This window comes from Paenibacillus sanfengchensis (assembly GCF_036864765.1).
GTDB classification, from domain to species: Bacteria; Bacillota; Bacilli; order Paenibacillales; family Paenibacillaceae; genus Fontibacillus; species Fontibacillus sanfengchensis.
Genome location: NZ_JBAGJC010000003.1, coordinates 368,798 through 383,176, shown reverse-complemented (window position 1 = coordinate 383,176; position 14,379 = coordinate 368,798). Strand labels below are relative to the sequence as shown.

Below are 14,379 nucleotides of genomic sequence, written 5' to 3'. Positions count from 1 at the left end.
TGAAGGCTATTTCAAATCCTCGATCGATTTCACATCGACATAGGACGGGACGACCAGGCCGGTTTTTACGCCGGTCATGTTAGGGCCGAGGTCTTCCAGCTTGTCGCCGAATTCCGCCCAGTAATCGGCATGCGTGAGCGGAAGCCAAGCGGCTGCGGAAGCGTCGACGTCTCCGCTCGCCACGCCTGTCCACATCGGGCCCGCTTCGACCTGAAGCGCGGTGACGTCATAGCCGAGCTTGCTCTCCATGATATATTCCAGCAGATGCGTGCTGGCGATTTCCGAATCCCAAGCGACATAACTCAGCTTGAATTTGTCGCCGCTGACCGGCTGCAAATCCTTCGTCCAGGCGTCCACGCGGTCGCTGTGGCTGTCCGCCCAAGCTTTGGCGGCTTCCGCTGGGTCCGAGCCGTCCTGGATGGCCGTCATGATTTCGCCCATCTCATCGGAACTCCACTCAAACCGGTCCAGAAATTCGTAGGCGACCGGATGGTCTTCTTTCAATCCTTTACGTACGATCGTATGAATCTCTTCCGCTTCGCCATACGCCTTTTTAGGGTCTTCCAGGTATTTCAGATCATACTTGGAAAACATCCAGTGCGGCGTCCAGCCGGTGATGATGATCGGCTCTTGTTTTTTTACGGCTTTGTCGAGCATGGCCGTCATCGCGGCCCCCGAACCTTCAATTAAGTTCCAGTCCTTCAGTTCATATTGCTCCAGCGCGTCGGCGGTTGCCTTCATAATGCCGGCCCCCGGATCGATGCCGATAATTTCATGTTTCACTTGCGCACCGATGGAGCCGGTTGCCGCGCCCGCGCCGGATTTGCCGTCACCGCCGCCGGAGGCGGAGTTGGAACCGCAAGCGGTCAACGCCAGCATACCGACGAGGCCTCCCATTACCCATAGCTTCTTCGTTTTCTTCATCCTTTATCCTCTCCTTTTGCTCGATTTAAAAAGATTCTGTGTAAACCGGTCCAGCACAATCGCCAGTACGACCACAGCCAGGCCGGCCTCGAAGCCTTGCCCGATCTTCAGCTGGGTGACGGCCCGGTACACCGTTGCACCGATCCCTTGTGCCCCGATCATGGAAGCGATGACGACCATCGACAGGGACAGCATAATCGTCTGGTTCACCCCGGCCATCATGGTCGGCATCGCCAGCGGCAGTTCCACCTGAACAAGCTTTTGCCAGGAGGTCGAGCCAAAGGCATCCGCCGCCTCGGACAGTTCGCCGGAAACCTGCTTGATTCCAAGGTAAGTCAGACGAATCGTCGGCGGAATCGCAAAGATGACGGAGGCGATAACCCCCGGTACGACGCCGAGACTGAAGAAAGTGACCGCCGGCAGCAGGTATACGAACGCAGGCATGGTTTGCATGAAATCAAGCAAAGGGGAAATGATGCGGTGCGCCATTTTGCTGTAGGCGCTCCAGATCCCGATGGGAATCCCGAAGACGATCGAGATAAGTCCCGACGTAATAACCAGTCCCAACGTATTCATCGTTTCCTGCCAATACCCGAGATTTTCGATCAGCAGGAAGCCGATTACCGTAAACAGCGTCAACCTCCATTTGCCGATCAAAAATGCCAGTACGCCGAGGATAGCGATAAACAGAAGCGGATGGGGGAGCAGGAACAACCCCGAGAAAAAGCCTACGATTCCCTCAATAACACCCGAAATACCGTCGAACAAGCCGCCGAGATGATCGGCCATCCAGTCGACCAACATTTCAATCCAATCCGCGAGCGGCAGTTTAGGCATGTTCATGTCCGCTCACCTCCTTATTTTCGACTTCACCGGCGAGCGCGCCGAGCACGGCACCGCGGACAATGACACCGAGAAGCCGGTCCTGGCCATCCACAACCGCGAGGGGAACCTTCGCGGAGCTCGTGACCTCAAACAGTTCGTTGAGCAGGGTATCCGGCGAAACCCGAGGTCCGTCCTTGATCAAAATGTCGCTCAATGTCCCGCCGGCCTTATGAATTTGCGAAGCGTCCTCCGCCGTAATAACCCCGAGCAGACGTTTGGCCCGGTCGATGACGAACAGGTTGGAAATCCCCCGTTCCCGCATCAGTTGCAGCGCAACCCGCGGACCGCGGTCCAGTGTGACGGTCTCGGGACGGCGCATGACATGCGAGGCGGTCAGCACCTTGGACAGGTCGACATCCTCGATAAAGCGTTCGACATAACGGTCGGCCGGTTGCGTCAGCATTTCCTCCGGCGTCCCGATCTGAACAAGCTCCCCGTCCTTCATCAAGGCGATGCGGTCGCCGATGCGCAGCGCTTCGTCAAGATCATGCGTGATGAAGACGATTGTTTTTTTCATTTTTTCCTGCAGCTCAAGCAGTTCATCCTGCATATCGCGCCGGATTAACGGGTCGAGAGCGCTGAACGCCTCATCCATCAGCAGAATTTCGGGATCATTGGCCAAGGCGCGCGCCAGGCCGACCCGCTGCTGCATCCCGCCGCTAAGCTGATCCGGCATGACGCTTTCCCAGCTTTGAAGCCCTACGAGTTCCAGGGCACGAAGCGCTTTTTCGCGGCGTTCCGCCTTCGGTACCTTTTGGACCTTCAGCCCGTATTCGACATTTTCCAGTACGGTCCGGTGCGGAAACAGCCCGAACTTTTGAAACACCATGCTGATCGTTTTACGGCGCACTTCCCGCAGCTGCGCTTTGTTCATTTTTCTTAAATCCTTGTCATGAACCAGTACCTCACCGGAAGTCGGCTCGATCAGCCGGTTTAACATACGAACCAGTGTAGACTTGCCGCTGCCGGAGAGGCCCATGATAACAAAAATCTCGCCTTCTTGAATGCTCAGACTTACGCGGTTCACCCCGACCATGATACTTTTCTCCTTGGCTAACCGCTCTTTGGTATAGCCTTTCTTGAGCAGCTCGACACCTTGATCGGCTCCGGGTCCGAACAGCTTGGTTAATTGGTTGACTTTCAGAATTTCTTTAACCATACATTCACCCCTTTTGTGGACGATACTTCATTTCTCTATAGCATCACGGCTTGAACTATCGGTGCCGTGACGATCATGTAACCTAGTTTAGCAAAATGGCAAGCTTTTAATCAAAGCTCAAAACCGTACGTAAAGAACGTACAGAAAAAACTGAACAAAAGGTTTCTTCCGTATCCTCCGTATTCCTCCCAAATGCTGTGCAGTCCGATTCTTTACTTTTGAACTTCCTTTTCTTAAGATAGAATAAGCATTCGTGCGCTTGAATTTATCAAGCCGCGGTTTACGCGGAACTCCGAGAATTCACTCGTAATAAATTCAATTCATATCAATTTTCAGATGAAACGCATAGCAAAATGAATGGAGGTCGCACACATGAGCTTGGACCAGCTCACAACGGAACAACAAGCCGAGTTACAAAAAGTGCGTAAACGTGTTATAGAAGCGATTGGACGAAATATGGACTTATATGGAATCTCTCTGTCAACGGGCCATTTGTACGGGCTGCTTTTTTTTGCCGACAAACCGATGACGCTGGATGAGATGGGGATGGAGATGAAAATGAGCAAGACGAGCATGAGTACGGGCGTACGTACGCTGCTCGACTTGAAAATGGTGAATAAAGTTTGGGAGAAGGGGTCGCGCAAAGACCTGTATGAGGTGGAATACGATTGGTATCAGACCTTTACCGACTTTTTTGCAATTAAATGGAGAAAAGCGGTGGAAACGAATCTCCTCGTACTGAAAAGGGCCATGGATGAAATCCAAAGATCCTTGTCCGCGGAAAACGGTCCGGAGGAACCTTTCCGTTCGATTCTGGAACAGGACCGGCAGAGGATGGGGGAGGCCGTTAAATATTACGAATGGCTGGACAGGCTGATCGATGTGATGGAGAGCGGCGAAATTTACAAGCTGGTCCCCAAGGATATGTAGAAAAAGAGGGCGTCCCGAGTCTTTTTGACGGGGGACGCCCTCTTTTTGCGCAGCTCTCGTGGCATTAGCGGCCTATTGGGGCGCTACTTTCGCCTGATTCGGCTTTGGGGGAAAATAGCGGCCAAAAAGGCACTGAAGCTGCATCAAACCTGACAGGATGCTGCTTATTTTGAAACTTGTCGCCTCGGTGTGGAGTTGGATCCGGCGCGAAGACGAAAATTACGCTAACGGTTGCCACAGCCGTTATTTGCCCTGAAAACGCCGACGTCCCATTCTAACGGCCGCCACGGCGCTTATTTTCGTATAAACAGGCTGTTTGGGCGAGAATCCAGGGAAATAACGGCGCTCACGACCGCTAGATTTTCGAAAGGACTACTTTTCGTTAAATAGCGGCTGCTACAGCCGTTAGACTTGCATTAACCCGAGGGGGCTAATGGCTGTAAAAGCCTCCCTTTGAAGCCGGGCGGGTGGATAAGGGCCTTGTGCGGTCAAAAAGGGCCATATTGTCCTGCCTTGGGCCCCAAAATCAGGATTAGCCCGCTTTTCCCAACAATAGGACCCCAAAAAGCCGCTATCTCACACCGCTTAGCCGAATTCGACAAAATAGCGCCGCATAACGCCCTTATGTACCTGCACGCAGGAGAATTTCCAGTTCTTATTTGGCCGCCAGCGCCCCCGGCAGCCCTGACTTCAATATGCTCCGATGTCGTCGAGCATCACACGGCCCGGGCCGCCGGTCAGGCGAAAAGTAAGCCGCCGGATGCCCGAGCCGGGGTCGAACTCCGCGTTCGCGGCGGTAAAAGCGGCGATCGGCAGCCGATACGTCTGGAAGACGGCTTCGATCGGATCTTTATATTTTCCTTCGGACAGGTGCCGGTCGAGCCAGGGATGAAGCGTGTAGCTCGTTTCGGGCAAGCGCGGCAGCGGCATGAACGCGGACAGCGGGACGCGGGCCGTTTCCCCGTTGCCGGACTCCAGCTCCACTTCGATGTCAAGCTCTTCCCGGGGCGATCGATCTTCCTTCATATCGAGCTCGTAGCTCCGGTTCGACAAAGAAAACGACAACATTTCGATCGGCCCGTTCTCCGGGGAAGGGGCGGATTCTTCCCAGTTCAAGCTGTAAGCCGGTACCTGCGCTTGAGGATGAGCGCCTGCCGTTCGTTCCAGGACGATGCCCCGCGTTCCTTTGCCGGAATTGCGCCGGTTTTTGGCTTCTTCCTCCTTCCAGAGGAGGTTCGTTCCTCTGGCGGTTCCGCCGTCCGGAATCGTCATCCGGTTGGCGTCCTCGTCAAATCGGGCCCAGGTTACCATTTCCCCGCCTTCATAACGGTTAAAATAGGACGTCTCCGGTAGCCAGGAGAGCCCGGTCCGGTAATCGATGAACAAGGGCAGATAATCCTCGTTCTCCCGCAGCGTGCTCTCTAAAAATGCGGAAATGTACACCTTCGCGATGGTCCGCTGTTCCTCCGCAGTCAGCATTCCGCGCCGGCTAAGAAGAATGCCTTTGGGATAACTGACATCGCGTCCGCCCCACCCGGTATTGAATTGACTGTGGTTCGCATCGGCGATGTACAGCGAAGCTTTGAAGGCATTTCCACTCCCCGGGAAGCTTGTGCGGACGTACTGCCGCTCGCCGTCAAAGTCCGTGACGTCGCCGTCACGGGCCCCTTGCAGCGTCAAGTAACTAACATCGGCCAGTCTGGCGTACAGGTCGTCGACTTTTTTATCTGTGGGGGCGATCGCGGCCACAGCGCGAATGTGGTAGCGGTCCATTCCCACCAGTGTGGTGTCCTTGCTAAACCACCGTTCATCATCGGCGGCCATCGCCGCGGCCTGGCCGCCCCGGGAGTGGCCGATCAAGGCGATCCGCTCAAAGTCCAACTTGCCGGATAACGGCGTGTCCGCCCGGTCGGCAAACCGGCCGATCTGCTGGAGATGCTTCAGCAGCAGCCAGGCCCGGGCTTTCATATCATTTTCCGGAATTCCGCTCCAGACGGAATAATTGAGAAAGTTTTCGTCGACAGAGACGGCGACGTATCCCCGGCTGGCCAGCAGGTTCCCGAGGTAGGCATAGCCGTCGTCGGAGTAGTCCTCCATCAGGTGGTTACCGTGAACGATCAGCACCAGCGGGAAAGGTCCCTCGCCCTCCGGCATCCATATCCGGCCGTTGAGCGGAAGCGCGCCCGTATCGAAGCCCCAATACAGTGTGCGTAGACGTAACCACTTCTCGAGATAGGCGGAGGCGTCGACGGAATCCGAAATCAGGCCGACGTCTTTCCCGTATTCCGGCTGCCAAATGTCCCGCCCGCTCCCATACGTAAACGTGTCCACGGAATATACGCCGGGCTTGGAAGGGTCGGCCACGGTGAGCGGCGGCGTGCCGGAATCGGCTTGAACCTCGGCCATCCCGGCCGGGACGGCACCCCGATCCGGCGGCCAGACGGCGGCCGAGAGGCAGGCCAACGCCATTAGGCCGGCGATGGCCGCCTTCAGGCGGAGCGGGGCCCTGCCTGCGGCAAACCAGCCGACGAGCAGTCCGACCAGGGCTCCCGCTACGGTCAGGATGACGGATATGACGGCCGGGATGGCGAAGGCCTGCTCTTCCTGATAGAAGATTAAGAAGATCGCGGTTAAATCGAACAGCAGGGCGCCTGCAAAGAGGCGGGGGACCGGCAGGCCGGTCAAGGCGAGCAAAAAGGCGGCGAAGTGAGCCGTCAGGAACAGGGCCGCCGTGCCCGCAGCGGCGAAGCTCAAGGTGTCGACCGCGGCGCCCAGCCCGGTCGGCATGCCCAGCGCCGCCAAGGCAAACGCGAACATGCCGGCTCCCCAAGGGCCGGCCAAGCTCATGCGCCAGAAGGCGGTGTCATACCGGTAGGTCTGGCGGATACGTTCGCGTAAGGTCTGGCGGAGCGGCCTTTTGGGCGGCCGTACGACAAGTTCGGTCTGCGCTTGAAGTTCCATAGTTTCCCCCGGTTTTTAGATCAAGTGTTGGATCGGCGTTTGGTATCGTTATTGTGCTCTGCAATAATTGTAACACGCCATACCACGGCAACAAACAGGAGAATACCGGAGGACTCAGGAACGCGAGCTTCGCTTGAAGAGCCCGAAGGAGCAGAGCACCAGCGCGGCCATTACCGCTAGGCAAACCCCGATGCTGATGCGGTTTTGGGCATCGAACAGAAAAATAACGGCAATGACCGCTAAGCAGACGACCGCAATCCAGGTGATGAACGGGTAGCCCCAGACTTTGAAGGCCGGCTCCGCGGGATAGCTTTTACGCATTTTCCATTGCGCGAGCAAAATCGTGATCCACACCAACAAGACCACGAAGCCGGGAACGGCCATCAGGAGCCGGAACAGGTTCTCCTGGGCGGCATAGGCGATCATGGCGCCTATAATCAGAACGATACCGCTGAGCTTCAAGCTGTTTATGGGCACCCCTCTGGCGGACAGACGCCCTAAGCCTTGCGGAGCTTCCCCGCTTGCCGCCATCGAATGGAGCATCCGCGTCGCTCCGTAAATGCCGGAATTGGCCGCGGACAAGACGGCGGTAATCAGAATAAAATTCATCAGATGGGCGGCGCCCTTAAATCCGGCGGAGGTAAGCACCTGAACGAACGGGCTCGTTTGTTCGCTAAGCGTGTTCCACGGAATGAGTCCGCAAATAATCAGGATGGGCAGCGTATAGAACAATACGACTCTTAAAATAAAACTCTTCACCACCTTCGGCAGCACTTTCTCGGCCTGTTGGGTTTCCGACAAGGTGAGCCCGATCAGTTCGGAGCCGCCATAGGAGAACATGACGACAAGCAGGGCCGAGAAGATCGCCGTCCATCCGTTCGGAAAGAATCCCCCATGCGCGGTGAAATTGTAAAGCCCCGGCGTTTCCGCCCCGGGCAAAACGCCGAATAAAATACAGCCCCCCAGCACGATAAAAACAAGAATCATGGCAATTTTGATGCCCGCGAGCCAAAACTCGAATTCCCCCAGCCCGCCGACACTCATCAAATTGACGGCAAGAATCAGCACGGCGCAGCCCAGACTAAGCAGCCAGAGCGGAATCTCCGGCAGCCAGAACTGCAGGAAGCTTCCGGCTGCGATGACCTCGATGACGCAGACGGTAAGCCACATAAAACAATAGAGCCAGCCGATGATAAAGGAAATTCGTTCGCCGAAGGCAAGCCGGATGAAATCTTTCATATTAAGCCCGGGGTAAACCGTGGCCATTTCGGCGATCGCTCCCATGACGACCAGCAGCAGCAGCCCCGCCAAGGCATAGGAGATGACAACCCCGGGACCCGCGACGCTGACGGTCTCGGCACTCCCTTTGAAGATGCCGGTACCGATGACGCCGCCCATCGCCATAAAACTGATATGCCGCGGGCGTAATTTTTTCTGTAAAGGAGAAGATTGCGAATTCACAAATGATAGCCTCCCGACGTGGATGATAGAAAATAATATTACAACAATTTGGGGCGTGTGGAAATGAATAATCATTACATTGATATGTATCATTTTTAGTTGATCTCTCAGATAGTCTTCCCGTCCGGTCCTCTTTACAATAAGATTAGCCGGAAAAATGCGGATAGGAAAGGAGCAACATATGGCACAGCTTTCCGTCAAGAAACCGATGGATTCCCAATCACTCCGGGACCGCCGGAAGAACGGGTTCCTGCGGTTCGTCAGGCAGCTCGACTTACAGTTGATGGTCATCCCGGCGCTTGTTCTTATTTTTGTGTTCAGTTACATTCCGATGTACGGGATTCTGATCGCCTTTCAGGATTACAAAATCGGGCGCAGTTTTACGGGCAGCCCCTGGGTTGGCATGAAGCATTTCATAACTTTTTTTCAATCGCCGGAGTTCGGGATCGTGATGAAGAACACGGTCATCATAAGCCTGCTGAAGTTTTTTATCGGCTTTCCGGCCCCGATCCTGTTGGCCCTGATGCTCAACGAAGTCCGCAAGATGGTGTTCAAGCGGATTGTACAAACGATTACGTATCTGCCCCATTTCATGTCCTGGGTCATCCTGGGCGGGATCGTCGGGTCCATGCTGGCTACGGACAACGGCAGCGTCAATATGCTGCTGGAACGGCTGAATCTGATCGATGAACCGATCAACTTTTTGTCGCTTCCGGAATATTTCTGGTCCATTTTAATCACGACCAACGTGTGGAAAGAAATCGGCTTCGGCTCGATCGTATACCTGGCGGCCATCGCGGGCGTCGATCCCAATACGTATGAAGCCGCTTCGATCGACGGGGCCAGCCGTTTTCGTCAAATTTATTTGATAACGCTTCCATCGATTATGCCGGTCGTTTCGATCTTTATGATTTTGGCCATCGGCAATCTGCTGAGCGCGGGGTTCGAGGACATTCTGGTGCTTGCGGTCAATCCGGCGCTGCGAGATGTGTCCGATGTTCTCGATACGTATGTCATCCGGGTCGGCATCAACAATTACCGGTACTCGTATGCGACCGCGGTCGGTTTGTTTAAAGCGGTGATCAGTGTCGGTCTGCTGACGATCGCCAACTACGTGGCCAGAAAATCCGGCAACAGTCTGTGGTAAACAAGACATCATCCAGGGAGGTGAACATCGGTGCGGGATAGTCTGGGTGACCGGATTATGGTCACGTTCATTTATATTTTTCTCATCCTCCTGTCCGTTTCGACCTTGTATCCATTCTTAAACGCTATTGTTATTTCCTTAAACGAAGGCCTGGATACCTCCAAAGGGGGAATTACGCTCTGGCCCAGGGAATTTACCTGGGAGAATTATCGCGTGGTCTTCCAGGACGAAAGGCTGATGAGCGGTTTTCTCGTCTCGGTACTGCGCACGGTCATCGGAACGGTTACGGCCATTCTGGCTACCGCGATCTTCTCGTACGGCATGTCCCGGAAAGAGCTGATGGGGCGGAAGTATTATATGGTCATCTGCATCATTACGATGTATTTCGGCGGGGGATTGATTCCGACCTTCCTGCTGATCCGCGATCTCGGCTTGATGAACTCGTTTTGGGTCTATATTATTCCCTCGCTGATCAGCGTCTGGAATATGATCATTTTCCGCACGTTTTTTCAAGGACTGCCGGCGGGTCTGGAGGAATCGGCCAAAATCGACGGCTGCGGCAACTGGGGTACGCTATTCCGGGTCGTTCTTCCGTTATCCGGTCCGGTGATTGCGACTTTGGCGCTGTTTACCGCGGTCGGCCATTGGAACGAATGGTTTTTGGCCAGCATCTACGTTTCGGATGAGAAGCTGCTGCCGATCCAGACGATCCTGAAGCAGATCCTGGCCTCGAATATCGTATCCGAGCAAACGGCCAGTATGGATGCCGCCGCGCTGGCCCATCTGCAGAAAGCGAAGACGATTACGAGCAAGTCGTTGTCCATGGCGACGATGATGGTGGCTACGCTCCCGATCGTTCTGGTGTATCCGTTTGTGCAAAAATACTTCGTCAAAGGCGTGCTGGTAGGCTCACTGAAAGAGTAGCCAGGGGGTTTAGAGCGTCCCGCTTTAAACATATATATTTGGAGGGGAAAGGGGATCACAGGGAATGAAGAAAAGAAGTAAGCGGTTTGTCGGTATGATCGCTCTATTGACGGTGATGGTCATGATCGCGGGTTGCTCAAGCGGCTCGGGCAAAGCCCCGGACAACAGGGCGTCCCAAACCGGTGAGGGCAATACGGATCAAGGAAGTGCGCCGAAATCCGCAGAATCCGGCCTCTACGAACTGGGCAAGGAACCGCTTGAATTTACGCTGTTCGGCAATTACGACTGGTATACGATGCCGAAATGGGGGGCGGACAAGGCGACAGCCTGGATTCAGGAGAACAAGAAAGTGACGGTAACGGAAGTGCCCAACGGCGGGAATAACGTCCAGAAGATGAATACGATGATCGCCTCGGGCGAACTGCCGGATGTCATATGGGGCGAGCGCGGGGCGGAGGTGGAGCGATTGCGCGAGGCGGGGATGCTCGTGCCGTTGGATGACTATATCGACAAGTATCCAAATTTGAAAAAATGGCTGGACCCCAAGGCGCTGAACATGCTGCGCTCGCCGGACGGCAAAATTTATCAGTTCCCGAACTGGTACACGAACCGCCCGAATGGGAATGCCGGCTGGGTTGTCAACAAGAAAATCTATGACGAGTTGGGGAAACCGAAGCTGGAAACGACGGATGATCTGTATGCCTTTTTGAAGAAGGTCAAGGAAAAATATCCGGATGTTACTCCGTTGGAGACGGACCTCGCGAGTGAAGGCCACGGTCTGGATCAGATCTATTCCGCCTTCAAAGAGAACAATTTCAGCTTTACCCGCTATTTTGCCGTTCCGGATGGCGATAAAATGACTTCGATTTATAAGGATGAGCCGTTCCGCGAATCGGTGGTGTACGCCGCCAAGCTGTTCCGCGAAAAACTGATGACTCAGGATGCCATGACGCAGACGCGCGACCAGGTGCAGGAGAAGCTGATGAACGGAAAAGTCGCCGTGTACGTGTCGACGAATCCGACAGTCTATGCAATGCAGGCTCATGCGGAATTGACCAAAAAGGATCCGAACGGCGGTTATTTTATGATTTGGCCGATTCATAAGGAAGGGCTGGATAAGAACAAAATTTACCCCGGGACTTACAACAAGCTGGGATGGAACGCCGCGGTCATCACCACAAGCGCCAAGAACCCGGAAGCGATCTTCGCTTTCCTGGACTGGTATACGGGGCCGGAGGGAATGAGATTGCAGATGTGGGGCGTGGAAGGCGAATATTGGGACGGTCTGGAAGCCGACGGGGAGACGCCGAAATTCACCGAGAAATATACGAAGGAGAAAGAGGCGCTCGCGGAGCATCAAACCAAGATGGACCCGTTAATGTGGGTGGGCAATACCGTGTATGTCGACGATATCAAGGGGAAATATGAAGCGACCCTCTCGGAAAATGAACGGAATTGGTCAACATACTGGCAGTATGCGATTACGTGGAAAACGCAAGGTGACGCCACGGAATTTATCAACCTCTTCCCGATGCCGGACAGCGAAGAGGGGATCTCGTTCCAGCGCGCAAATGACATTTGGCTGAAAGTCCGGGCCCAGACCTTGTACGCGAAGACGGACGAGGAAGCGCTGGGGATGCTCGACAAGGCTCACGAAGATACGATGGCGGCCGGGTTCCAAAAGGTACTGGATTACTATGCGGTCAGATGGAAGGAAAACTTGAAGCAGATTAACGGAAACTAATAACGAATCGAGGGAAACCGATTATTCGGGGACCCTCTTTTCAGCGTTTTGCGGGTGCGGAGCACCTCCATCTCATGGGGAGGAAGGGATTCTTGTCCGGAGGGAAGAATTTAGTATTATATTAGGTTGAATTCAAGAATAGAATTGCGTTGGGAAAGGTATGAAATAGTTTCGGAGATACGTTGCCGGCATCCAGAATTGCGGATATATCGGAGTTTACATCATTAACAGGAAAATCTCCCGTTAATGTACCGCTCTTGGCTCTTCTATCGGATTTAGCTGGAAAAACTCCATCTATTTCACGGCCCTATTGCCGATATACACAATTTCAGGCGAATTAGCCGGAGGTTCTCCAGTTAAATTGGCCTCTGAAGCCGCGTACGCACCAAATTAACGGGAAGAATTCCCTTTAATCCAAATGAGTTGTAGGTGAAGAGTGTGAAAAGAACCCTTAAACCGCACCGCCGCCTATTGCCCCATCAGACATCGTAGTAGGAGAAAATGAGAATCCGCTGCTTCAATTATAATTTGGAGTGAGGCACTAGTATGCCAATCAATAGTTCAATATATATGGATCAATTGGACTCAATGAACTTAAATAATCAAGTTCGGGCATAACGTTTATGGATGGATTCCCCTGAAAAAAGGAGTTGCCTCATGTATAAAGTTTTGCTGGCGGATGACGAACAGCTGGATTTGGAGGGGATGAAGCGGTTTATCCCCTGGTCCGAACTGGGTCTTCAGGTTGTCGGTGCCGTGAATAACGGCTTTGCGGCCTGTGAGGTTATGGAGCGGGAGCCGGTCGACATCCTGGTCACGGACGTAAACATGCCGAATATGTCAGGGCTGGAACTGGCCCGGATCGCGATCGAGAAAAGGCCGGAGGTTCGAGTAATTTTTGTAAGCGGTTACCAGGATTTTAACTATGTGAAACAGGCGCTATCCCTCAAGGCCTGCAGCTACGTGTTAAAACCGATGGAGGACGACGAACTGATCTCCTCCCTGCGCCGGATCACTGAGGAACTGGCCGCCGAGGAACGCCGCAGGGAAGCGGAAAAGCAATACCATCACCTCAAGCCGATGGCGAAGAACGACTTCCTTGCCCGCCTGCTGGAAGGCGAGCTGGCGCTTACGAAGGCGGAGGAGTTTAGCGAGCTTGCGGCTTCCTTTGGCGTGGATCATCTAAGTACGCCGCTGCAGGCGGCCGTGCTGGAGCTTGATGATTTGAAGTGGCTGCAGCCGGGAATCGCAGAGGCGGCGCTGCGCAATTTGGAGCTGAGCTTGAAACAGATCAACGAGGTGTTGCTCAGCTATGGATTTACGCACAGCTGCAAGCTGTCCCGGCAGCGGATCGGCATCCTGTTGCATGGTGAGGGGCTTCGAGCCTGCGTCGATGAGCTGTGCGGCGCGGTGGACGCCAAGGCATCCCTTTCCCTGACGGTCGGGCTGGGCGAGCAGGTGCCGCATCTTTCCCGGATTCATGAATCCTACAGGCAAGCGCTCGAGGCGCTGGAGGGGAAAATGTTCTTCGGCAGGGGGCAGGTCATTAAATATGAAGATGTGCAGCAAGCCCCGGAGCTCAGCGATGCGCGAACCTTGGATCTGAGGCTGGATGCGCTGTTCAAGGCGATGGCCAATTACGATTTGGTGCTCATTCACGATGAAATCGAGAACCTGTTCAAATCCGTCACCTCGCTCCGCTCGAAATTTACGATTTATAACCTGGCGATGTACATCGTTTTTAAGCTGGATCATTATCTGCATGCCTTGGATGAGGATTTGTTCGAAATGCTCGGTATGGAGCTTCACAGCCTGGATGTGGTGCTCAAATTCGAAAGAGTCGGGGATATCCGTTCTTGGCTGGTCCGCAAAGTATTTGAGATTTCGGAAATGCTGCGAATCAAGGCCAACTCCAAAAACAGCCGGCTGATCCGTGAAATTTTGCGAACGATGCGGGAGCGGATGCAGGAGAACCTGACGCTAAAGGACATTGCCGAGCAGTTTTCGTTTTCGCCCAACTATTTGGGGCACCTGTTCAAGGAAGAAGTCGGTAAAAGCTTCAGCGAAACCCTGATCAGTATGCGGATGGAACGGGCCCGCGAGCTGCTCAAAAATCCGTCCCTGAAAATTTACGAAGTGGCGGACCAGGTCGGCTACCGGTATATTCCGTATTTCAGTCGGCAGTTCAAGGAAACGTTCGGCATGACGCCGATGGAGTGCCGAAAGCGCGAGTAGACGGGGGGA

General features: G+C 54.2%; 9 protein-coding genes and 1 pseudogene. 5 read left to right on the top strand and 5 right to left on the bottom strand.

The window, feature by feature from the left end; genetic code table 11:
- Positions 1-6 precede the first annotated feature (6 nt).
- The 3 genes and pseudogenes from V4U84_RS07980 to V4U84_RS07970 all read right to left on the bottom strand — a co-directional run bounded on the left by V4U84_RS07980 (position 7) and on the right by V4U84_RS07970 (position 2,968).
- Positions 7-924, bottom strand: coding sequence for a glycine betaine ABC transporter substrate-binding protein (locus V4U84_RS07980; RefSeq protein WP_334077020.1), 918 nt, complete (start codon positions 922-924; stop codon positions 7-9).
- Positions 925-938: 14 nt separating this feature from the next.
- Positions 939-1,761 (bottom strand): annotated as a pseudogene (locus tag V4U84_RS07975) (ABC transporter permease); the annotation flags it as partial.
- Complete coding sequence (locus V4U84_RS07970) at positions 1,754-2,968, bottom strand: quaternary amine ABC transporter ATP-binding protein (protein ID WP_334073650.1); 1,215 nt, start codon at positions 2,966-2,968, stop codon at positions 1,754-1,756. The gene V4U84_RS07970 and the pseudogene V4U84_RS07975, both read right to left, overlap by 8 nt.
- Positions 2,969-3,340: 372 nt before the next feature.
- Here V4U84_RS07970 and V4U84_RS07965 point away from each other — a divergent pair, with 372 nt between their 5' ends.
- Positions 3,341-3,898 carry a GbsR/MarR family transcriptional regulator gene (locus V4U84_RS07965; RefSeq protein ID WP_334073651.1) on the top strand — a complete coding sequence of 186 codons (558 nt, stop codon included), beginning with the start codon at positions 3,341-3,343 and terminating at the stop codon, positions 3,896-3,898.
- A gap of 690 nt (positions 3,899-4,588) precedes the next feature.
- Here the strand turns inward: V4U84_RS07965 and V4U84_RS07960 are convergent.
- Both V4U84_RS07960 and V4U84_RS07955 read right to left on the bottom strand, forming a co-directional pair.
- Entirely contained in the window at positions 4,589-6,859 is a 2,271-nt protein-coding gene (locus V4U84_RS07960) for a poly(ethylene terephthalate) hydrolase family protein (RefSeq protein ID WP_334077018.1), read from the bottom strand.
- 114 nt (positions 6,860-6,973) lie between these two features.
- Positions 6,974-8,320: an amino acid permease gene (locus tag V4U84_RS07955; protein ID WP_334077017.1), complete on the bottom strand. Its 1,347-nt coding sequence runs from the start codon at positions 8,318-8,320 to the stop codon at positions 6,974-6,976.
- 181 nt (positions 8,321-8,501) lie between these two features.
- Between V4U84_RS07955 and V4U84_RS07950 the strand changes: the two genes are divergently transcribed.
- The 4 genes from V4U84_RS07950 (at position 8,502) to V4U84_RS07935 (ending at position 14,370) form a co-directional block, all read left to right on the top strand.
- Positions 8,502-9,467 (top strand): ABC transporter permease, encoded by a 966-nt coding sequence (locus tag V4U84_RS07950; RefSeq protein WP_334073654.1) that lies wholly within the window; start codon positions 8,502-8,504, stop codon positions 9,465-9,467.
- 57 nt (positions 9,468-9,524) lie between these two features.
- Positions 9,525-10,391 (top strand): carbohydrate ABC transporter permease, encoded by an 867-nt coding sequence (locus tag V4U84_RS07945; protein ID WP_334077052.1) that lies wholly within the window; start codon positions 9,525-9,527, stop codon positions 10,389-10,391.
- Positions 10,392-10,455: 64 nt separating this feature from the next.
- Positions 10,456-12,135: an extracellular solute-binding protein gene (locus V4U84_RS07940; protein WP_334077016.1), complete on the top strand. Its 1,680-nt coding sequence runs from the start codon at positions 10,456-10,458 to the stop codon at positions 12,133-12,135.
- Between the two features lie 657 nt (positions 12,136-12,792).
- Positions 12,793-14,370: a response regulator gene (locus V4U84_RS07935; RefSeq protein WP_334073656.1), complete on the top strand. Its 1,578-nt coding sequence runs from the start codon at positions 12,793-12,795 to the stop codon at positions 14,368-14,370.
- Positions 14,371-14,379: the final 9 nt, after the last annotated feature.